The 18,640-nt window shown below is 69.5% G+C and carries 18 protein-coding genes; 6 read left to right on the top strand and 12 right to left on the bottom strand.

What is annotated here, in order from left to right:
* Positions 1-3 precede the first annotated feature (3 nt).
* From H1Q64_RS03035 to H1Q64_RS03025, 3 genes are all read right to left on the bottom strand, one after another.
* On the bottom strand, positions 4-1,359 hold the full coding sequence (locus H1Q64_RS03035; protein ID WP_237904324.1) for a nucleotide sugar dehydrogenase: 1,356 nt from the start codon (positions 1,357-1,359) through the stop codon (positions 4-6).
* Between the two features lie 230 nt (positions 1,360-1,589).
* Positions 1,590-3,035, bottom strand: a complete 1,446-nt coding sequence (locus H1Q64_RS03030; protein ID WP_237904323.1) for a flippase — start codon at positions 3,033-3,035, stop codon at positions 1,590-1,592.
* 148 nt (positions 3,036-3,183) lie between these two features.
* Positions 3,184-5,457, bottom strand: coding sequence for a GNVR domain-containing protein (locus H1Q64_RS03025; RefSeq protein WP_237904322.1), 2,274 nt, complete (start codon positions 5,455-5,457; stop codon positions 3,184-3,186).
* A 227-nt stretch (positions 5,458-5,684) separates the two neighbouring features.
* Here H1Q64_RS03025 and H1Q64_RS03020 point away from each other — a divergent pair, with 227 nt between their 5' ends.
* Both H1Q64_RS03020 and H1Q64_RS03015 read left to right on the top strand, forming a co-directional pair.
* Positions 5,685-6,377 carry a Crp/Fnr family transcriptional regulator gene (locus tag H1Q64_RS03020; protein ID WP_237904321.1) on the top strand — a complete coding sequence of 231 codons (693 nt, stop codon included), beginning with the start codon at positions 5,685-5,687 and terminating at the stop codon, positions 6,375-6,377.
* A 77-nt stretch (positions 6,378-6,454) separates the two neighbouring features.
* The gene (locus tag H1Q64_RS03015; RefSeq protein WP_145625410.1) at positions 6,455-6,646 is read left to right on the top strand and encodes a YgaP family membrane protein; all 192 of its coding nucleotides are present in this window, start codon (positions 6,455-6,457) and stop codon (positions 6,644-6,646) included.
* 79 nt (positions 6,647-6,725) lie between these two features.
* On the opposite strand, the gene H1Q64_RS03010 is transcribed toward H1Q64_RS03015, so the two are convergent.
* Both H1Q64_RS03010 and H1Q64_RS03005 read right to left on the bottom strand, forming a co-directional pair.
* The gene (locus tag H1Q64_RS03010; RefSeq protein WP_237904320.1) at positions 6,726-7,310 is read right to left on the bottom strand and encodes an ActR/PrrA/RegA family redox response regulator transcription factor; all 585 of its coding nucleotides are present in this window, start codon (positions 7,308-7,310) and stop codon (positions 6,726-6,728) included.
* A gap of 14 nt (positions 7,311-7,324) precedes the next feature.
* Complete coding sequence (locus H1Q64_RS03005) at positions 7,325-8,665, bottom strand: ActS/PrrB/RegB family redox-sensitive histidine kinase (protein WP_237904319.1); 1,341 nt, start codon at positions 8,663-8,665, stop codon at positions 7,325-7,327.
* Positions 8,666-8,774: 109 nt separating this feature from the next.
* Between H1Q64_RS03005 and H1Q64_RS03000 the strand changes: the two genes are divergently transcribed.
* The 3 genes from H1Q64_RS03000 (at position 8,775) to H1Q64_RS02990 (ending at position 11,606) form a co-directional block, all read left to right on the top strand.
* Positions 8,775-9,587, top strand: coding sequence for an ABC transporter ATP-binding protein (locus H1Q64_RS03000; protein WP_237904318.1), 813 nt, complete (start codon positions 8,775-8,777; stop codon positions 9,585-9,587).
* Entirely contained in the window at positions 9,574-10,410 is an 837-nt protein-coding gene (locus tag H1Q64_RS02995) for an ABC transporter permease (RefSeq protein ID WP_237904317.1), read from the top strand. Before H1Q64_RS03000 ends, H1Q64_RS02995 begins: the two co-directional genes overlap by 14 nt.
* 80 nt (positions 10,411-10,490) lie before the next feature.
* Positions 10,491-11,606: a UDP-3-O-(3-hydroxymyristoyl)glucosamine N-acyltransferase gene (locus H1Q64_RS02990; RefSeq protein WP_237904316.1), complete on the top strand. Its 1,116-nt coding sequence runs from the start codon at positions 10,491-10,493 to the stop codon at positions 11,604-11,606.
* Between the two features lie 142 nt (positions 11,607-11,748).
* Here H1Q64_RS02990 and H1Q64_RS02985 read toward each other — a convergent pair whose 3' ends face one another.
* The 3 genes from H1Q64_RS02985 to cobS are packed head-to-tail and all read right to left on the bottom strand — an operon-like array spanning position 11,749 to position 13,700.
* Positions 11,749-12,258: a pyridoxamine 5'-phosphate oxidase family protein gene (locus H1Q64_RS02985; protein ID WP_237904315.1), complete on the bottom strand. Its 510-nt coding sequence runs from the start codon at positions 12,256-12,258 to the stop codon at positions 11,749-11,751.
* Between the two features lie 36 nt (positions 12,259-12,294).
* Positions 12,295-12,924 carry a histidine phosphatase family protein gene (locus tag H1Q64_RS02980; RefSeq protein WP_237904314.1) on the bottom strand — a complete coding sequence of 210 codons (630 nt, stop codon included), beginning with the start codon at positions 12,922-12,924 and terminating at the stop codon, positions 12,295-12,297.
* Positions 12,921-13,700, bottom strand: coding sequence for an adenosylcobinamide-GDP ribazoletransferase (gene cobS, locus H1Q64_RS02975; RefSeq protein WP_237904313.1), 780 nt, complete (start codon positions 13,698-13,700; stop codon positions 12,921-12,923). Before cobS ends, H1Q64_RS02980 begins: the two co-directional genes overlap by 4 nt.
* Before the next feature lie 174 nt (positions 13,701-13,874).
* On the opposite strand from cobS, the gene cobT reads away from it, so the two are divergent.
* Complete coding sequence (gene cobT, locus H1Q64_RS02970) at positions 13,875-14,903, top strand: nicotinate-nucleotide--dimethylbenzimidazole phosphoribosyltransferase (protein ID WP_237904312.1); 1,029 nt, start codon at positions 13,875-13,877, stop codon at positions 14,901-14,903.
* Positions 14,904-15,018: 115 nt separating this feature from the next.
* On the opposite strand, the gene H1Q64_RS02965 is transcribed toward cobT, so the two are convergent.
* From H1Q64_RS02965 to H1Q64_RS02950, 4 genes are all read right to left on the bottom strand, one after another.
* Complete coding sequence (locus H1Q64_RS02965; RefSeq protein ID WP_237904311.1) at positions 15,019-15,588, bottom strand: hypothetical protein; 570 nt, start codon at positions 15,586-15,588, stop codon at positions 15,019-15,021.
* Positions 15,589-15,635: 47 nt separating this feature from the next.
* Complete coding sequence (dapE, locus tag H1Q64_RS02960; RefSeq protein WP_237904310.1) at positions 15,636-16,826, bottom strand: succinyl-diaminopimelate desuccinylase; 1,191 nt, start codon at positions 16,824-16,826, stop codon at positions 15,636-15,638.
* 19 nt (positions 16,827-16,845) lie between these two features.
* Positions 16,846-17,688, bottom strand: coding sequence for a 2,3,4,5-tetrahydropyridine-2,6-dicarboxylate N-succinyltransferase (gene dapD / locus H1Q64_RS02955; protein WP_109070749.1), 843 nt, complete (start codon positions 17,686-17,688; stop codon positions 16,846-16,848).
* 124 nt (positions 17,689-17,812) lie between these two features.
* A complete protein-coding gene (locus H1Q64_RS02950; protein WP_419468829.1) occupies positions 17,813-18,484 on the bottom strand; it encodes a pyrimidine 5'-nucleotidase in 672 nt (223 codons plus the stop codon).
* Positions 18,485-18,640: the final 156 nt, after the last annotated feature.

Below are 18,640 nucleotides of genomic sequence, written 5' to 3'. Positions count from 1 at the left end.
TCTTCAAGCGACATGGGCGAAGCGGGCGGCGCCGTGGCTGCCCAGCGCCACATAGGCCGTGCCCTCGGGCAGGTCCACTTCGCGGCTGTTGAAGTTGTTCCAGAAGTCGTAGATGACCCCCGGCCGGTCCATGCGGCGCGCCAGATCGGGCAGCGGCATGGAGGTGAAGACCGGGTGGTTGTTCAGGATGACGGCGAGGTTGGCGCCCTCCACCGCCTCGGCCATGCTGTTGGCCGGTTCCAGCCCGAAGCCACGGATGTCGTCCGCCGCCACCACCGCGTCGAAGCCGCGCCAGCGCGCCTTGGGGAAGCGGGTGCGCAGCTCCTCGAACAGCGGCTTCGCCATGGTGCCGCGCAAATCATCGGTCGCCGGACGGCCCTTGAAGGCGAGGCCCATCAGGCTGATGGTCGGCTCCTGCGGGAAGCCCTGCATGGAACCGGTCAGCCGCTCCAGGAAGTGCGACACCTCGACCGGCTGGCTTTCGTTGATCCGGCGCCCGGCGGCGGTGATGTCCATGTCCACCCCGAACCCGCGGGCGGATTCGATCAGGATGTGCGGGTCCTTCTCCAGGCAGGGGCCGCCGACCGGGCCGGGCAGCGGAAGCTGCGTGCGCGGGTAGCCCAGCTTGCCCGCCCGCGACACCTCCAGCGCCGACACCTCCATGGCGTTGCACAGCCGGGCGATCTCGTTGGCGAAGGCGAAGGTGACGTCGCGGTAGGTGTTGTCCACCAGCTTGATCATCTCCGCCGTCTCCAGCGTCGAGACCTTGACCGTCGTCGGGGTCAGCATGCCGAAGATCTGGGAGGCGCGGGCCGCCACCTCGACGCTTTCCGCGCCGATGATCTGGGGAAGCTGGTTCAGCTCGACCAGCGCCTGCCCCTCCAGCGTGCGCTCGGGGCAGAAGGCGATGTCGAAGCGCTTGCCGGTGCGGCGCAGGATCGGCGCCACCACCTCGCGGGTCGTCCCCAGCTTCACGGTGGAGCGCAGGATGACGAGGTCGCCGTCGTGGATGCGGTCGGCCACCTGACGGGTCGCCGCCTCGATCATGTCGGTGCGCACGCGGCCGTCGCGGTCCAGCGGGGTGCCGACGGTGATGATGAAGACGGTGCAGTCCCGGCACCCGTCCGGCGTGCGGCCGAAGGTGAAGCGCCCGCGCTCCATCACATGGCGCAGCTTCTCGGCGAGGCCCGGCTCATGGAAATGGGGGACGCCGTGGGCCAGCTTGTCCAGCACCTCGTCCCGGACCTCCACGCCGTGCACCTGGAACCCCGCGTCCGCCATGGCCACGCCCAGCGTCAGCCCGACATAGCCGAGACCGAGCACGCAGACGTTCCGGTCGGGAAAGGACTTTGGGAGCATAGTCTTTCGATCCTGCTTAGTGATTGGAGCATGCATCCAAAGGCGCCGCCATCCGCCACCCGCGCCATGCGCAATCCGAACGTCTTGCAACGCGGCATTGTTCCGGCCATTCGTGGTGGCGTGAACTGGCTATGCCGTTGATCGGGCATTGTTTTGTTCGTGGTACCCCGGACCGGCGGCAAGGGTGCGTCCGGTCGGCGTCCCGCGGGATTCGGGATGAGGCGGGCGGGTCATGCCGCCGCCACGATCAGCCGGCGCAGCCGCGACGGACGCACCAGCCCGGTCAGCAGCGCCGCCAGCGCATAGACCGCGACCAGCACGCTGCCGCCGATCAGCAGCGCGGGCAGCGGGTGCGCGGGGGCCATCAGGTCGGGCAGCGCGTGGGTCAGCCCCATGGTGGCCGCCATGGCGAGTGCTGCGCACAGTACCGCCCGCGCGGCGATTCCGAGATAGAGCTGCCCCACCTCGCGCCGGTGCAGCCAGGCGAGTCCGGCCATGGCGGTCAACTCCGCGACGATAGTGGCGGCGGCGGAGCCCTCGATCCCGTAGCGCGGGATCAGGATCAGGTTCAGCGCCGCGTTGGTCAGGCCGCCGATCAGGATGGCGGTCATGTATCCGGTCTGCCGGTGCCAGACGAGCAGCGGGTTGCCCATCGTCAGATTGATGTGGACGATGGCGACCGCGATCATCAGCAGCCGCAGCGTGTCGGCGGCCGGTGCGTAGGCCGGGCCGAAGACGGTGCCCAGGATGGCCGGCGCCAGGGTGAAGCCGCCCGCCGCGATCAGCGCGCCGATGGACAGGATGGTCGCGGCGTAGTCGCGCATCCGCGCCTGCATCGCCTCGCGGTCGCCATAGGCGGCGGCGAGCTGCGGCATGAAAGCGCTGAGGATGATGTTCCCCGCGGTCAGCGACAGCACCAGCAGTTTGGTCACCGCGGCGTACCAGCCGACCTCCGTCTGCGGGGCCATGAAGCCCAGCATCACCAGATCCAGGTGCGAGAACAGGGCCCAGGCGAAGACGCTGACCGCCATCGGGGCGGAGGTCTTCAGGATGTCCCGCCACTTGGCGAGGTTCACCCGTGGCCGCGGCATCCGGAAATCGCGGCTGAAGCGGGCCAGCATCAGGGCGGCGTTGATGACAAAGGAGATGGCGGTGATGCCGGCGGCGACGGCCAGATCGTCCGGCCCGCGCACCAGCGCCAGCACGGCGACCATGTTGCCGAGCGACGTGCCGATCTCGCGCACCGCGATGACGCTCATCCGCTCCGTCGCCTGATAGACGAAGTCGAGCAACAGCGCGTTGCCCAGCAGCTGCACCGCCTGGACCAGCAGCACCGCCTTGACCAGCGCCGTCTTGTCGAGCTGGAGCACGAACAGGGCGTAGAGCCCGCCGACCAGTACGGCCAGCAGCATCCGCAGCGTCAGCACATGGTCCGCCAAATCGGTGGCCTTTTCCCGGTCGCGGGCGATCTCGCGCACTGCGTAGGTGGAGAGGCCCAGATTCACGAACAGCGCGGCGTAGGCGAGCATGGAGGTACCGAAGCCCAGCACGCCGAAGCCGTCCGGCCCGAGCGCGCGCGCAGTCCAGGCCGTGGTGATCAGCCCGCTCAGCAGCGTGGCTACGCGGGCCAGCCCCAGCGCGCGGATGTTCAGGAATATGCGTCGTCCGGCGGTCATTGGGTCTTTTCGGGTGTGTGGGCGTGTCGTGTCGGAGCCCCCCTCCCGACCTCCCCCCGCTTTGCAGGGGGAGGAGATGAAGCGCTCCCCTGCGAAGCGGGGGAGGGTTGGGGGGGCCCGAAACCGTCGCTTTTCTCAAACGCCGCCGTCAGTTCGCGTAGTAGCGGCGGTAGCCGTGGTAGCGCCCGCTGTCCGGGAACTCGTACTGGGCGTGGCGGCGGATATCGACCTGCGAGAACAGGACGCCGACGACCTCGCCGCCCGCCTCGACGATCTCCTTCAGCCCGGCCATGGCGGTCTCCCGCTTGGTCTTGCCCCAATGCACGATGAAGACCGTCTGGTCGGCCAGCGCCGCCAGCAGCTTGCCCTCCGACACCGCCAGCACTGGCGGGCTGTCCAGGATCACCCGGTCATATTCGAGCGCCAGCCGCGAGATGAGCTGGTGCATCCGGCTGGAGCCCAGCATGTCCTGCGGCAGGGCGGAGCCGCGGCCCGACGCGATGAAATGCAGGCCGGTGCGCGGGTCGGTCTGGATCACCTCGTTCGGCGCGCATTCGCCGGACAGCACCTCGTACAGGCCGTGCCGGTTCTCCAGCCCCAGCATCGGGTGCAGCCCCTTGCGGCGCATGTCGCAGTCCAGGATGATCGTCTTCTGGCCGGCGTTGGCGCAGATCCGTGCGAAGGCCGCGGCGATCGAACTCTTGCCCTCGCCGGGGACGGAGGAGCTGAACAGGATCACCCGCTGGTGGCCGTCCGGGTTGGCGAGCAGCAGCGTGGTGCGCAGGTTCTGCATCGCCTCGGCGAAGGCCGACATCGGCTTGTCGATAGCGTAGGCAGCGGGCGACGTGCCGCGGCGGCGGCGCCCGATGGCCGGGACGATGCCCAGCGAGCGCACGCCGGTTGCCGATTCGAATTGGTGCGGGCTGCGGAAACCGCGCTCCGACTGCTCGCGCAGCATCGCCAGCAGCACGCCGAGCGTGGCCGAGGCGACCAGGGCCAGCAGGACGATCATCTTCTTGTTGGGCTGCGACGGGTTCAGGGGGATCGCCGCCTCCGACACGATGCGGGCGTCGGGCTGCTGGATCTCGGTCTGGCCGGCGATCTCCTGGAAGCGCGTCAGCATCGCCTCGTACATGGTCTGCGAGGTCTCGGCGTCGCGCTCCAGCGTGCGCAGGGTCACGTTGGATTCCTGCTGCTGGTTGCGCTGGGCCTGGAGCTGGTCGAGGTTGGTCTTCAGGGCGGCCTCGCGTCCCCGCTCGACCTCCACCTCGTTGCTCAGGTTCTGGACGATGCGGCCCACGTCGGCCTTGATCTGGCCCTGCAGGTCGCGCAGCTCGCTCTGCAGCGCGGTCAGCGTCGGATGGCGGGCGCCGTACTTGTTGGCGGCGTCGGCGATCTTGCGCTGAAGCTCGACCTCCTGCTGGCGCAGCGCCTGGATCAGGGGGGAGCCGAGCACGTCGCCGATGGCCGACACGCCGCGCGGGCTCTGCGCCAGGGTGGTCACCTCGCGCAGCTTGGCCTCCGCCTCCTGCCGCTTGGTGCGGGCCAGGACGTAGCTGGTGTTCAGCTCGGCCAGCTGCTGGGCGATCAGGGTGGTTTCGCCGTTGGCGTTGGTCAGGCCACTCTCGGCGCGGTACTTCTCCGCCGCCTCGCCGGTCGTCTTGGCCTCGCGGCGCAGCTCGGTGATGCGCTCCTCCAGCCAAGCCGTGGCGCGCTTGGCCGCCTTGAACTTCTCGTCGAGCTGGTCGACGAGGTACATCTCGCCAATGGTGTTGGCGATGAGCGAGGCCTTGCGCGGGTCCTCGCTGTCGAAATCCACGGCGATGACGTAGGACCGGCCCTGCGGGCGCACCGCCAGATTTTCAATGAAGCTGTTGACGACCGAGGTCCGCTCGTTGGCCGTCTTCTCCTCCGGGCTCAGCGCGATCTCGGGTCGGTCGCCGCGGGCGCTGTTCCACCAGGAGTCCGGCACCAGGTTCTTCGGGTTCAGGTAGTAGAACCAGTTGGTCTGCTCGGGCCGCAGCGCCGCGTTGAACTCCGGATCGTTCATCAGGCCGAGCTTGTCCACCACCTTCTCCGCAAAGGCGGGGGATTTCAGGATCGCCACCTCGCTCTGCAGGGCGCCCAGCTCGGTCGAGAGGCCGGAGACGACCTCCTGGTAGTTCATCACTTGGTTCTTGCGGTGCTCCACCATGATCAGGGTCTGGGCGGTGTAGAGCGGCGTCATGCGCAGGGCGACGAGACCCGCGATGCCCGTCCCCAGCACGATCACCGTCCCGATCAGCAGCTTGTGGCGCAGCAGCATGCCGGTGGTGCGGCGCACCGCGCTGGCCGCCGCGGTCGACAGGTCGAACGAGACCGGTGCCGAAACCGGTGCCGCCTGCCGCCGCTGGGGTTGATCCTGAATGTCCTGGGTGGCCAAAGCGGGTTCCTCCTCGCATGCCGAACGGCACCCCGTTCGGGGCGTTACGATTGCCTAGAACGCCATCGACCGTCCGGCCGTTTCATGCTGCCCGGAGGGCATATGGTGGGGAAGACACGCTCATTGGGTACCCTCCCCGGAGACGCCATTGGGTGGACCGGTCCTTTGGGTGGACCGGGGAAGCCCCTTCGCGGATAATGGTCATGGTCGATCGAAGGGGACCGGGCATGCTGCCGCAACATGTTGGAAAGATTGACGCCGACTGGGCGGGCGCGTTCCCGGCGCTGTCCGCCCTGGAACCCGACGCGCGAGCCCTTCTGCGCGCACAGGGGGCGCGGATGGCGGTGCCGCGCGGTACGGTGCTGTTCCGCATCGGCAGCCTGTGCCACAATTTTCTCATGCTGCTGGACGGCACGGTGCGGGTCCAGATGACCGCCGAGACCGGGCGGGAGATCGTCCTCTACCGCGTCGGGGCGGGCGAGACCTGCATCCTGACCACCGCCTGCCTGATGACGCGCGCCGACTACAGCGCCGAAGGGGTGGCGGAGACCGATCTGGAGGCCATCGCGCTTGGGGCCGGCGCCTTCCATGAACTGCTGGCGCGCTCCGCAGTGTTCCGCGATTTCGTGTTCGCCTCCTTCGGCACGCGGCTGCTCGGCATGATGATGCTGGTGGAGGAGGTGGCCTTCGGGCGCATCGACCTGCGGCTGGCCCGTTTCCTGGTCGATCACCGCGACGCGCGCGGCGGGCTGGACACCACCCACCAGACGCTGGCGGTCGAGCTGGGCACGGCGCGCGAGGTGGTCAGCCGCCAGTTGAAGGAGTTCGAGCGGCGCGGCTTGGTGGAGCTGTCGCGCGGCCGCGTCGCGGTGCGCGATCCCGACGCGCTGCTGGCGCTGGAGCGCACGGACGGCGTGTGACGGAGTCACAGACCGGAGGGCGGAAAGGGGCTTGGATGGGCGCACAAACCGCCCACACCGCTCCATAAGGTGCAACCATGCCCGTCAACGTCGGCACCATCGACCGCGCGCTGCGCGCCATCGTCGGCCTCGTCCTGATCGCCCTCGTCTTCGTCGGCCCGCAGACCCCCTGGGGCTGGATCGGCCTCGTCCCGCTGCTGACCGCGGTGGTCGGCTTCTGCCCGGCCTACACCCTGTTCGGTGTCAGGACCTGTTCCGTCAGGAAGTGAGCCGCCGCGCGGCAAAGAAAAAGGCCCCTCTCCGCAAGGACAGGGGCCTCTTTTCGTTTACGGTCCAGCGAGGGGGGCGTCACCCCCGAGGGGCGTGCTTGTTCAGGATGCGCTGCAGGGTGCGGCGGTGCATCTTCAGCCGGCGGGCGGTTTCGGAGACGTTGCGGTCGCACTGTTCGAACACGCGCTGGATGTGCTCCCACCGCACGCGGTCGGCGGACATCGGGTTTTCCGGCGGGGAGGGCAGCGGGCGGCCGTCGGCCAGCAGGGCGGATTCCACGGCGTCGGCGTCCGCCGGCTTCGGCAGATAGTCCACCGCGCCGGCCTTCACCGCGGCCACCGCCGTGGCGATGTTGCCATAGCCGGTCAGCATGACGATGCGGGCGTCGGGGCGGGCGTCGCGCAGGGTCTTGACCACGTCCAGGCCGCTGCCGTCGGCCAGCCGCAGGTCGACCACCGCGAAGGCCGGCGCCGATTCCTGGGCGACGTCGATGCCGAGATGCACGCTGTCCACGGCCACCACGTTGAAACCGCGCTTTTCCATGGCGCGCGCGAGGCGGGTTCGGAACGGCGCGTCGTCGTCGACGATGAGGAGGCTGCGGGTAACGTCACCCGTGAACGTCAGCTTGGCGGTTTCGCCCGTTGGACTCTCGTCCGTGGTCATCGCGCTATCCACCACTAGTCCTCTGGTTCTAAGACACCACGGTCCCAACGTACGACAACTCGCGCGCCGCCGCTACGGTTATTGCTAAAGGCTACAAGGGCACCCGTTTTCTCTAGCAGCGTTTGTGCAATAAAGATTCCCAGCCCCATATGGCCCGACCGCTCGCTTCTTGCGGACAGGTAGGGCTCGCCGATGCGGCTCAGCAGATGGGCGGGATAGCCCGGTCCGTCGTCCATCACCACCACCGTCGCGGACCGGGCATCCCAGGAGGCGGCGACCGTCACCCGCCCATCGGCGAACTGGTGGGCGTTCTGGATGAAGTTGCCCAGGCCATGGATGATCTCCGGGCTGCGGCGGACGATCGGCTCCTCCCCCACGGAGCCGTCGCTGCGCTCGACCGTGAACTGGATATGGCCCAGCCGGTGCGGCGCGCCCGCCGCCTCCACCAGCGCGGTCAGGGGCAGCCGTTCGAACGGGTCGCCGCCGTCGGCCTCGGGCTTGCGGGCCAGCTCCGCCAGGATCTCGCGGCAGCGCATCACCTGGCTTTGCAGCAGGGAGACGTCCTCGGTGTAGGGGCTGTCCGGCGGCATGTCGTGCAGAAGCTCCTTCGCCACCACCGCGATGGTGCCGAGCGGCGACCCCAGCTCGTGCGCCGCGGCGGCGGCCAGGGCGCCCAGCGAGGACAGCCGCTGCTCGCGCGCCAGCGCCACCTGCGAGGCCGACAGGGCGTTGGCGAAGCGCCGCGCCTCCTCGGCCACACGGAAGACGTAGCCGCTGATGAAGCCGGCCGACACCGACAGCGACAGCCAGATACCGAAGGCGTAGAGCGGGGCGACGGATGGCATCGGCTCCGGCCAGGGCAGCGGGAAGTGCCACATCGCCAGCACGGTCAGGCAGACGAGGTTGAGCCCGGTCAGCAGAACCACGCTGTAGCGCGACAGGATCGCCGCGGCCACGGTCATCGGGGCGAGCAGCAGGATGGCGAAGGGGTTGGCGAGGCCGCCGGTCAGATAGAGCAGCAGCGTGAGCTGCAGCATGTCGTAGCCGAGATAGAGCGCGGCGTCCCGGTCGGCCAGCCGCAGCCGCCCGCCGCGCTGGGCCATCGCGACGAGGTTCAGCAGGACCGAGGCCCCGATGGCCGCCAGCACAGGCCCCAGCGGCAGCGGGAAGCCCATGACGAGCTGCACCGTCGCCACGGTGGCGAGTTGCCCGATCACGGCGATCCAGCGGATCAGGATCAGGGTGCGCAGCGTGACGCGTCCGTCCAGGTTGGTCCACTGGGCCGGACCCGGCCGGCCGGCCTGGCTCATGGCGTGGCGAAGGGAGGCGGCGGCGGTTGCGGAACCGACGGTCATGGGGACGGACTTTCCGGCAAGGCCGCTCTTCCCGCGGCGTCACATCGAATGGCTGGGTGCTGTTTTGCCACTCTGGCGTTTGCGCGCCAAGCGGCCATATTCTCCGCCTATGGATCAATGCGCAAAACAGCACGCCATCCGGGCCGTGAATCTGACCAAACGCTACGGCACCGCCCGGTCCGGCGAGGTCACCGCCGTGGACGGCATCTCCTTCACCGTTGCGGCGGGGTCGGTCACTGGGCTTCTCGGCGGCAACGGGGCCGGCAAGACGACGACCATCTCCATGCTGCTCGGGCTGCTGCTGCCGACCTCCGGCACGGTGGAGGTGCTGGGGATGGACATGGTGCGCCATCGCCACGCGGCGCTGCCCCGCATGAACTTCTCCTCGCCCTATGTGGAGCTGCCGCACCGGCTGACCGTGCGGGAGAACCTGACCGTCTACGGCCACCTCTATGGCCTGAAGGGAGTGAAGCGGCGGGTGGAGGAGCTGGCCGAGCATCTGGAGCTGACCCGCTTTCTGGAGCGCCCCTCCGGCGGGCTGTCGGCCGGCCAGAAGACGCGGGTGGCGCTGGCCAAGGCGCTGCTCAACCGGCCGGAGCTTCTGCTGCTGGACGAGCCGACCGCCTCGCTCGACCCTGACACGGCGGACTGGATCCGCACCTATCTGGAGCGCTACCGCATGGAGTCCGGTGCCACCATCCTGCTCGCCTCCCACAACATGCTGGAGGTGGAGCGGATGTGCGACGACGTGCTGATGATGCGCCAGGGGCGGATCGTCGACCGCGGGTCGCCGGCGGGGCTGCTGGCACGCTATGGCCGGACCTCGCTGGAGGACGTGTTCCTCGACATTGCCCGCGACCGCGCCAATGGAGAAGACGCCAGTCGGGACTCCCGGCGGGAGGCCGCCGATGCTGCCGAGTGACGCCGCTGCGATGGTTCACGCCAACCCCGCCTTCTCCCTCCGCCGGGTCGGGGCGATGGTGCTGCGCTACTGGTATCTGCTGCGCGGCTCCTGGCCGCGCTTCCTGGAACTGGCCTACTGGCCGACCATGCAGATGATCCTGTGGGGCTACATCAACCAGTTCATGGCGACCTCCAGCGCCTGGGTGGCGCAGGGGGCCGGGGTGCTGGTCAGCGCGGTGCTGCTGTGGGACGTGCTGTTCCGCGGCCAGCTCGGCGTGTCGGTGTCCTTCCTGGAGGAGATGTGGTCGCGCAACCTCGGCCACCTGTTCGTCAGCCCGCTGCGCCCCGGCGAATGGGTCGCGGCGCTGTTCGGGATGAGCCTGATCCGCACGGTCATCGGCGTGGTGCCGGCGGCGCTGCTGGCGATTCCACTGTTCGGCTATTCGCTGTTCGACCTCGGGCTGCCGCTGGCCGGCTTCTTCGCCAACCTGATCGTCTTCGGCTGGTCGCTGGGGCTGGTCATCGTGGCGCTGATCCTGCGCTACGGCATGGGGGCGGAAGGGCTGGCCTGGATCGTCGTGTTCATGCTGGCCCCGGTGAGCGCCGTCTACTACCCGGTCAGCGTCCTGCCGGGCTGGCTGCAATGGGTGGCGCTGTCGCTGCCCTCCAGCCACGTCTTCGAGGGCATGCGCGCCATCCTATTCGACGGCACGATGCGCTGGGACCATCTGGCCTGGGCGGTGGGGCTGAACGCGCTGTTCATGGGGCTGTGCACGGCGGCTTTCCTCTATTCCTTCCATCAGGCGCGGGTGCGCGGGGCGTTGCTGCAGACCGGGGAATGACAAAAAGCGCCGGCCCTCGCCAGCACCGGTCAGCCGTGCTAGCGTCCCGGCCTCTTCGGACCGACAGCCAGAGCGCCGCCATGACTCCCGTTTCCCCCGCCGCCCCGGTCACCCTCGCCGAGATCGCCGCCGCCCTGGGCGCGGCGCTGGAGGGCGACGGCACCCTGCGCATCGCCCGCGCCGTCCACCCGTCGGAGGCCGAGGGGCCGGAGGATCTGGCGCTCGCCATGGAAAAGGGCATGACGGACCTGCTCGCCGGCGGCAAGGCCGTCGCCGCCGTGGTCGCGGAAGGGGCGGAGGTGCCGGCCAACCTCAAGGGCTGGATCGTCGTCAAGCGCCCGCGCTTCGCCATGGCCGGCCTGACCACAGTCTTCGAAAAGCCGGTCCATGCCGAGCCGGGGGTGCACCCCGCCGCCTTCGTGGCGCCGGAGGCCATCCTGGGGGCGGGCGTGTCGGTCGGTCCCTTCGCCTATGTCGGGCCGAAGGCGGTGCTGGGCGAGGGCGTGATCGTCATGCCCCACGCCACGGTCGGGGCGGAGGCGGTGATCGGCAAGGGCTGCCTGCTCCACCCCGGCGCCCGCATCGGCGAGCGGGTGGTGATGGGCGAGCGCTGCATCATCCACCCCAACGCCGCGGTCGGCAACGACGGCTTCAGCTTCGTGACGCCGGAGCCGGGCAGCGTCGAATCGGCCAAGGCGACGGGCCGGGTGGTCGGCACCAACGTGCTGATCCACCGCGTGAACTCCATCGGCACGGTGATCCTGGGCGACGACGTGGAGGTGGGGGCCGGCGCCACCATCGACCGCGGCACCATCACGGCGACCCGCATCGGCTCCGGCACCAAAATCGACAACCTCGTGCAGATCGGCCACAACGTGCAGATCGGCACCAACTGCATGCTGTGCGGCCATGTCGGCATCGCCGGCAGCACGACCATCGGCGACCGCGTGGTGCTGGCCGGCAAGGTCGGTGTGGCCGACCATGTGAAGATCGGCAACGACGCGGTGGTGGCGGCGAATTCCGGCGTGGGGACGGACATCCCCGCGAAGGCCGTCTACATGGGCTACCCGGCGGTGCCGCGCGACCGCGCTTTCGACCAGTACAAGGGGCTGGCCCGGCTGAAGCGGATGCACGCGGACGTGACCGACCTGAAAAAGCGGGTTGGGGCGCTGGATGGCGGCGGGAAGTCCGAATAAGGGAGCAGTTGCCCCCTCCCTGACCCTCCCCCGCTATCGCAGGGGAGGGGACTAAGCTCCCTCTCCTGCGAAGCGGGGGAGGGAAGGGGCCCGCGGCGAAGCCGTGGGAAGGGTGGGGGCAAGCACGGCCCCTTTCATGTGCTTACTGGAACGCGATCTTCGCGTGATCCCCCGGCTTCGGCGGCTCGCCGGTCACCTTGGCTTTCAGATAGCCGTAGGCGTAGACCATGGTGCTCGACGGGCTGTCCCAGTATTCGGCCTGATCGACGCTGACCTTCAGCAGGGCGAGATCGGGGTCGTCCACCCCCTGCGGGAACCAGGTGGACAGGATGTCCCGCCACAGGAAGCGGATTTTCTCGCGGTCGCGCACCGTCTCCGCCACCCCGGACACCGACACGTAATCCTGTTTGTCGGGATCGGCGTAGGACAGGTTGACGCGCCAATGCGTCTTCAGTTCATGGACCTTCGGTGAGTCGGCCCGCGTAAAGAACCACAAGGTTCCATCGTCGAATCCCGCGTGCGGCAGGGTCGCCATCGGGCGGGAATGCAAAATGCCGTTCTCGTCCAGCGTCGTCATCATGCAGATGCGGACGCCCTTGATCATGCCCCAGAGCTTTTCGGCGGCCTCGCGATCGTCAGCACTTCTTGCCATGGTCTGACCCTCTATTGGTAGCCCAACGGAGTGCGGTCAACGCCCGCGGTCCGAAAAGGTTCCGAGCGCGTTCAGAGCCACCACTGACCAAGAACCGCCCTCGCCGTCGCTGCCGTAATGGTCGATCCGAGACAGCGACAGCGGCGCCACCGCCAACCGCAGAGCCGCCTGAGGCGTCAGGTCGAGGGCGAGCGCCAGCGCCGCGCGGATCGACCCGCCGTGGATCACCGCCACGATGTCGCGCCCGGCGTAGAGGTCGGTCAACCGGGCGACGGCGCCGGCCACCCGCTCCATCACCGCCGCGAAGCTTTCGCCGTCCGGCGGGGCCTCCGCCGCCGGGGCGTTCCAGAATCGGCGGGCCTCCCCGGGATGCAATTCCGCCACGTCGTCGTGGGACAGCCCTTCCCAGCGGCCGAAATCCTGTTCGGCAAGCGCCCGCTCGACCAACGCCATGTCGCTGCCGGGCAGGCGCAGCGCCGCCGCCGTCTGCCGGGTGCGGCGCAGATGCGAGGTTACCCAAACCGCCTGCGGGGGCAGCCGCGCCGCCAGCGCCGCCAGCGCGTCGGAATCGCCGGTGTCGGCGGCGGGATCGCTCCGTCCGTAGATCACGTTTCCCGGATTCGGGACGGGAGCGTGGCGGATGAGCCACCAGCGAGTGTTTTTCATGCAACAGTCGCGGCCAGGGTGAGCAGAACGGCGGCCTCCGCCACCTGCTGGGCGGCGCCGAACACGTCGCCGGTGTGGCCGCCGATCTGCCGCTGTGCCTGCCACGCCACCGCCAGGGCGGCCAGCGTGGCCGGGAGGACCGCGGCAGCAGCCAGCCCCTGCAGCGCCGCCACGGCCACGGCCAGCGCCAGCATGAGCGACAGAGCCACCGTGCCGGGCGACGGCCGTCCCTGCCGGGCGGCGAGACCGTCGGCGCGGGCTGGGTCCATGGATCGGGCGATCACCGCCATGCCGCCGCGCGACAGGGCGCCCGAGGCGAGCAGGGCGGGGATGACGATGCGCGGTTCGGCCAGCGCCGCCAGCGCCGAGGCGCGGACGGCGACCGAGAAGGTGATGGCCAGCACGCCGTAGCTGCCGACCCGGCTGTCCCGCATGATCTCCAGCTTGCGGGCCTTGTCGCGCCCGCCGCCGAAGCCGTCGGCGACGTCGGCCGCCCCATCCTCGTGCAGGGCGCCGGTCAGCCAGACCATGGCGCCCAGCGCCAGCAGCGCCGCCGGCAGCGGCGGCAGATGGGCCGTTGCGGCCAGCCCGTAGACGGAGCCGCCGAACAGACCGACCCCGGCACCGACCAGGGGGAACCAGCCCATGGCACGGGCGTGGGCGTCCTCGGCCAGCGGGCCGGACAGGCGCAGGGGCAACCGCGTCAGGAAGACGACGGCCAGCACCAGATCGGAGGTCCAGCGGGAGAGGGAGGGGGCGGGGGAATCTGCGGACATGGCGCTTCGGAGTACGGCAACCCCAGGCCCGCCGCAACGGATAACAGCCCAGCAACGGATGACAGACCGGACGAGAGGCGCTTTGACAGCGGGTCGGGAATGGTCCAAGGTCGCGCCGCTTTTTTCATCGTTTCCCGATCACACCCTCTGCCGTCAGCGTCAGGACCCTTCGCCATGAGCAACACGCAGCCCGCCATCACCTTCGAGGAAATCCGCGCGCTGGTGCGCAACCTGCCGGGGCCGGACCTCGACGCCGGTACGGCGGCCCTCCAGCGCGAACGGCAGCTCACCAAGCCGGCGGGCGCGCTCGGCCGGTTGGAGGAGATCGCCCAGTGGATGGCGACGTGGCAGGGCCAGCACCCGGCGGAGGTGCGGCGTCCGCGCGTCGCCGTCTTCGCCGGCAACCACGGCGTCGCCGCCCGCGGCGTCTCGGCCTACCCGGCGGCGGTGACCGCCCAGATGGTCCAGAACTTCCAGAGCGGCGGCGCCGCCGTGAACCAGCTCTGCGAGGTGGCCGACGCCGACCTGCGCGTCTACGAGCTGGATCTGGAGACCCCCACCGCCGACTTCACCGAAGGCCCAGCGATGGGCGAGGAGGACTGCTGCCAGGCGATGGCCTACGGCATGATGGCCGTGGAGACGGGCGTCCAGCTTCTGGCGCTCGGCGAGATGGGCATCGGCAACTCCACCGCGGCGGCGGCGCTCTGCCACGCGTTGTTCGGGGGCGAGGCCAAGGACTGGACGGGCCGCGGCACCGGCGTGGACGACGAGGGGCTGGCCCGCAAGATCGCCGCCGTCGAGGCCGGTCTGGCCGCCAACCCGCAGGCCAAGGACGACCCGTTCGAGGCGCTGCGCTGCTTCGGCGGCTATGAGCTGGCGGCCATCGCCGGCGCCATCCTGGCCGCCCGCATGGCGCGGGTGCCGGTGCTGCTCGACGGCTACGCCTGCACGGCGGCGGCGGCGGTGCTGTTCAAGGCCGACCGCCGGGCGCTCGACCATTGCATGGTCGCCCACCGCTCGGTCGAGCCGGGCCACGATCATCTGCTGGCGGCCATCGGCAAGGAGCCGCTGCTCGATCTGGGGATGCGTCTGGGCGAGGGCTCGGGCGCGGCGCTGGCGATCAACATCGTGAAGTCGGCCTGCGCCTGCCACGCCGGCATGGCGACCTTCGCCGACGCGGGCGTCAGCACCCGCGGGGTGTGAGTCGCACTTGCCCCCACCCTAACCCTCCCCCGCTGGGCGGGGGAGGGAACTGCCGCCTCGCATGTTTCTCCCTCCCCCGCCCAGCGGGGGAGGGCCGGGGTGGGGGCAAACGCTGCTACAGCAGCCCGTCGGCGAAGTCGGTGATCAGCGCCGACAGGAACAGGTCGAGCAGGACCAGGACCGCCGCCGCGACGCCGGAGATGTCCAGCGCCGTGCGCATAACGAACCACTGGTAGGTCAGCATCGCCAGCATGATGCCGAACACCAGCCCTTCGGAGATCGGGCCGGGCAGAAGCCCCGTGGCGGCCAGGATCACCACCGGCAGATAGATGCCCATCTGCACGACCGACGACCAGTTGTAGGCGCACAGGAAATCAATGTAGCGGTTCTGCCGGTCGAGCAGCCCGCTCACCCCGTGCATGACCACGGGGAAGGCCGTCCAGCTGATGACATAGGCGATGGCCTCCACCACCACGAGCTGGAACAGCGGCGTGTCCGGCACCTGGCCCCACAGCCGGATCGCCAGCAGCAGCGTCCAGGCCGGGGCGACGATCACCGCGGCGTAGAAGGACTTCCACGCCCCTTCGGGGGTGCGGTCCAGATGCTGCAATCCGGTGGGGTCGAACCGGGCCAGGCGATAGGCGCCGAAGACGGAGGAGGCGACGTCCCGGGCGGTCAGCGGCATGTTGCGGTCACCGGAGGGTGGTGGGAACGGGCGGAGGAAGCCTTGCGTCAACCGATCCGGTCGAAGACGTTTCGCAAAACCTCGCCGTAAATGTCGGTCAGGCGGGTCAGGTCGTCCAGCGCGGTGTGCTCGTCCACCTTGTGCATCGTCTGCCCGACGAGGCCGAACTCCACCACCGGGCAGAAATTCTTGATGAAGCGGGCGTCCGACGTGCCGCCGGTCGTCGAGTATTCGGGACGGCGCCCGGTGACACGCTCCGCTGCTGCGGCGACCAGCTCGGTGAGCGGGCCAGGCGGGGTCAGGAAACTGTCGCCCGACACGAAATGGTCCAGCTCGTAGGAGCCGCCCACCCGGTCGAGCCGCTCGCGCAGCCACGCCAGCAGCGTGTCGGCGGTGTGCAGGTCGTTGAAGCGGATGTTCAGCGTCGCCTTGCCCTGCGCCGGGATGACGTTGTGCGCCGGGTTGCCGACGTCGATAGTCGTCAGCTCCAGGTTCGACGGCTGGAAATGCGGGGTGCCGGCGTCCAGCGGCTCCGCCGTGATGGCTGCCAGCATGCGGGCCAGCCGGGGCAGCGGGTTGTCGGCCAGATGCGGGTAGGCGACGTGCCCCTGCGCGCCGTGGACGGTCAGGAAGGCGGTCATGCTGCCGCGCCGCCCGATCTTGATCATGTCGCCCAGCGCTTTGGGGTTGGTCGGCTCCCCGACCACGCAGGCGTCGAGCTTTTCACCCTTGGCCTGCATCCAGTCCAGCACCTTGCGGGTGCCGTTGATGGCGACCCCCTCCTCGTCCCCGGTGATCAGCAGGCTGATCGAGCCCTTGGGCGCATTGCCCGTTTCTTTGGCCGCCTTCACATGGCGGGCCGCGGCGGCGACGAAGGCGGCGATGGCCCCCTTCATGTCCACCGCACCCCGGCCGTAGAGGCGGCCGTTGTGGATCTCCGCGGCGAAGGGGTCGATGGACCAGCCCTTCAGCTCGCCGGGGGGCACCACGTCGGTGTGCCCGGCGAAGCAGAAGTTCGGCCCCTCCGTGCCCAGACGGGCGTAGAGGTTGTCCACCGGCGCCGTGCCCTCCTCCTCGAACCGCAGGCGGTGGCAGACGAAGCCCAGCGGCGCCAGCGCCGCCTCCAGAACGCCCAGAGCGCCGCCATCCTCGGGCGTCACGCTGGGGCAGCGGATCAGGGCCTGCGCCACCGCGACGGGATCGCAGGGGTCGAAGGAGGGAACGGCGGCGGTGGTCATCGTATGGTCTTCCCCGGCGTCAGTCGCGCAGCAGGTCGTTGATGGAGGTCTTGGCGCGGGTCTGCTCGTCCACGCGCTTCACGATCACGGCGCAATAGAGGCCCGGACCCGGCGTGCCGTCGGGCAGCGGCTTGCCCGGCAGGGTGCCCGGCACCACGACGGAGTAGGCCGGGACGCGGCCGACGAAGACCTCGCCGGTGTTGCGGTCGATGATCTTGGTCGAGGCGCTGATGAAGACGCCCATGGACAGCACGGCGCCGCGCTCCACGATCACGCCCTCGACCACCTCGGAGCGGGCGCCGACGAAGCAGTCGTCCTCGATGATGACCGGGTTGGCCTGGAGCGGCTCGAGCACGCCGCCGATGCCGACGCCGCCGGACAGGTGGACGTTCCGGCCGATCTGCGCGCAGGAACCGACGGTGACCCAGGTGTCCACCATGGTGCCGCTGTCGACATAGGCGCCGACGTTGACGAAGCTGGGCATCAGGATGACGTTCGGCGCGACGTAGGCGGAGCGGCGGACGACCGCGCCCGGAACGGCGCGGAAGCCGGCGGCCTGGAACTGGGCCTCGGACCACCCTTCGAACTTCGGCGGCACCTTGTCGTACCAGGAGGCGCCACCCGGCGCGCCGGGGATCGTCTCGTTGGCGTTCAGGCGGAAGGACAGCAGGACCGCCTTCTTCAACCACTGGTTCACGACCCAGCCGGCGTCTGTCTTCTGCGCGACGCGCAGGTCGCCGGAGTCGAGGCCGGACAGGGCCTCCTCCACGGCGTCGCGGACGGCGCCCTTGGTCGAAACATTCAGGGTGTCGCGGGTTTCCCACGCGGCGTTGACGGCGGATTCGAGGCTGGCGTGGCTCATGGCGGCATTCGCTGGGCTGTCTGTTCGAGGGTTCGGAACATGGGCCGCGCCGCGCCGCCTTGTCAACGTTGCCTTGTTCTCAAAGGGTTCCTACGGGGTGTGTGAGGGGCCTTGCGGTCGCCGCTCAGCCCGCGATCTCCTCCAGCCAGGCCGGCAGGTCGTCCACGGTGTGGTGGATGTGGCTGCCGGTGCCGACTCCGCCCGCGTCGGGGCGGGACCAGTCGGCCTCGCTGCGCACCCAGACCGTCGTCATGCCCAGGGCGTGGGCGGGGACGAGGTTGCGGGCGATGTCCTCCACCATGCAGGCGCGGGCGGGGTCGATGTCGTAATGGTCCACGAGGATGTCGTAGGGCCGCGGGTCGGGCTTGGGCACATAGCCGGCCTCGACGATGCCGAAGGTCGCCTCGAAGCAGCCGTCGATGCCCAGCTGCCGAGTCACGTTCTCGGCGTGGCGGACGGAGCCGTTGGTGTAGATGATCTTGCGCCCCGGCAGCCGGTTGAGCGCGTCCGCCATGCTGGGGCAGGGTGCCACCGGGCTGACGTCGATGTCGTGGACGTAATCCAGGAAGGGCACCGGATCGACGTCGTGCTCCACCATCAGGCCACGCAGCGTCGTCCCGTGCTCCCGGAAGAAGCGCTTCTGCATGACGCGCGCCTCGTCGTAGGTGATGCCGAAATGCCCGGCGATGAAATCGCCGATGCGCCGGTCCACCTGGGCGAACAGGTTGCAGGAGGCGGGATAGAGGGTGTTGTCGAGGTCGAAGATCCAGACCCCGGTGTCGCGGAGGGAAGCCATCATGGCCTGAACAATGGGGCTTCGCCGGTCCGCCCGCAAGCCGCTTCGCCGCATGGCCCGTTTCCGCTCCGGAGTGGAAACGCTTTCAATGAGTGGTTGCGTATGGCAGGTGCCCGGACCGCCTGAAGAAAGATTCGGCGAAGAAACGCATTTTTC

Source organism: Azospirillum brasilense (assembly GCF_022023855.1).
Taxonomy (GTDB): Bacteria; Pseudomonadota; Alphaproteobacteria; order Azospirillales; family Azospirillaceae; genus Azospirillum; species Azospirillum brasilense_F.
This window is presented reverse-complemented; position numbering and strand designations above follow the sequence as displayed.

What these genes read in the sequence shown, in the direction of transcription:
- H1Q64_RS03035 (WP_237904324.1), bottom strand. Translation starts at nt 1,359, where the DNA reads ATGCTCCCAAAGTCCTTTCCCGACCGGAACGTCTGCGTGCTCGGTCTC.
- H1Q64_RS03030 (WP_237904323.1), bottom strand. Translation starts at nt 3,035, where the DNA reads ATGACCGCCGGACGACGCATATTCCTGAACATCCGCGCGCTGGGGCTG.
- H1Q64_RS03020 (WP_237904321.1), top strand. Translation starts at nt 5,685, where the DNA reads ATGCTGCCGCAACATGTTGGAAAGATTGACGCCGACTGGGCGGGCGCG.
- H1Q64_RS03015 (WP_145625410.1), top strand. Translation starts at nt 6,455, where the DNA reads ATGCCCGTCAACGTCGGCACCATCGACCGCGCGCTGCGCGCCATCGTC.
- H1Q64_RS03010 (WP_237904320.1), bottom strand. Translation starts at nt 7,310, where the DNA reads ATGACCACGGACGAGAGTCCAACGGGCGAAACCGCCAAGCTGACGTTC.
- H1Q64_RS03005 (WP_237904319.1), bottom strand. Translation starts at nt 8,665, where the DNA reads ATGACCGTCGGTTCCGCAACCGCCGCCGCCTCCCTTCGCCACGCCATG.
- H1Q64_RS03000 (WP_237904318.1), top strand. Translation starts at nt 8,775, where the DNA reads ATGGATCAATGCGCAAAACAGCACGCCATCCGGGCCGTGAATCTGACC.
- H1Q64_RS02995 (WP_237904317.1), top strand. Translation starts at nt 9,574, where the DNA reads ATGCTGCCGAGTGACGCCGCTGCGATGGTTCACGCCAACCCCGCCTTC.
- H1Q64_RS02990 (WP_237904316.1), top strand. Translation starts at nt 10,491, where the DNA reads ATGACTCCCGTTTCCCCCGCCGCCCCGGTCACCCTCGCCGAGATCGCC.
- H1Q64_RS02985 (WP_237904315.1), bottom strand. Translation starts at nt 12,258, where the DNA reads ATGGCAAGAAGTGCTGACGATCGCGAGGCCGCCGAAAAGCTCTGGGGC.
- H1Q64_RS02980 (WP_237904314.1), bottom strand. Translation starts at nt 12,924, where the DNA reads ATGAAAAACACTCGCTGGTGGCTCATCCGCCACGCTCCCGTCCCGAAT.
- cobS (WP_237904313.1), bottom strand. Translation starts at nt 13,700, where the DNA reads ATGTCCGCAGATTCCCCCGCCCCCTCCCTCTCCCGCTGGACCTCCGAT.
- cobT (WP_237904312.1), top strand. Translation starts at nt 13,875, where the DNA reads ATGAGCAACACGCAGCCCGCCATCACCTTCGAGGAAATCCGCGCGCTG.
- H1Q64_RS02965 (WP_237904311.1), bottom strand. Translation starts at nt 15,588, where the DNA reads ATGCCGCTGACCGCCCGGGACGTCGCCTCCTCCGTCTTCGGCGCCTAT.
- dapE (WP_237904310.1), bottom strand. Translation starts at nt 16,826, where the DNA reads ATGACCACCGCCGCCGTTCCCTCCTTCGACCCCTGCGATCCCGTCGCG.
- dapD (WP_109070749.1), bottom strand. Translation starts at nt 17,688, where the DNA reads ATGAGCCACGCCAGCCTCGAATCCGCCGTCAACGCCGCGTGGGAAACC.
- H1Q64_RS02950 (WP_419468829.1), bottom strand. Translation starts at nt 18,484, where the DNA reads ATGGCTTCCCTCCGCGACACCGGGGTCTGGATCTTCGACCTCGACAAC.